Source organism: Pseudomonas sp. RA_35y_Pfl2_P32 (genome assembly GCF_963970735.1).
Taxonomy (GTDB): domain Bacteria; phylum Pseudomonadota; class Gammaproteobacteria; order Pseudomonadales; family Pseudomonadaceae; genus Aquipseudomonas.
Window position 1 is genome coordinate 1 of sequence record NZ_CAXAQF010000256.1, and the last position, 489, is coordinate 489.

The window sequence follows — 489 nt, forward strand, 5'->3', positions numbered from 1 at the left end:
CTTCCGCCGCGACGTTGAAGCATGCCGATACGCCGCGCAGCATTTCGTGCGCGAAGGGCGAGATGTCGGCTTGGCCGCCACCAGGCGCGACCGACTTGATGTCTTCGCCCGGTGCCAGCGTTGCGAGCCGCACACCATTGACCTCCAGATCGCGATCGGCGTGAAAATCCGACCGCATGTCCTGGTACCTGCCGAATGCCCTTTCGTCCTGGTCCTCATCGTCCTGCGGATTGCGGACCATTTCGTCGTCAAAGGGCGAGGTGACGTATAAGCCAAACGCTGCGGCGACGTTTTCCGCCTGAAGCTTCACGCCGTAGAGGCGTGCGAGCATCTTCAGCTTGCCGATGACCGGCGCAAAGATCGAAACACCGCGGTTCTGCGCGACGCGGTCGGCGTCATAATCGTGATAGACCCGGCGCCAACCATCGGGATCTTCGCGTTCGACGCGATCCCATTGCATGCTCTCCACCGAATTGTACCAGTCGAACT

Annotated in this window: 1 protein-coding gene; it reads right to left on the reverse strand. The window is 61.1% G+C overall.

Annotation, left to right across the window (positions count from 1 at the left end; translation table 11 throughout):
- A partial coding sequence (locus AACY45_RS28145) for a phage portal protein (protein ID WP_339548742.1) occupies positions 1-460 on the reverse strand: 460 nt, incomplete at its 3' end.
- Positions 461-489 lie beyond the last annotated feature (29 nt).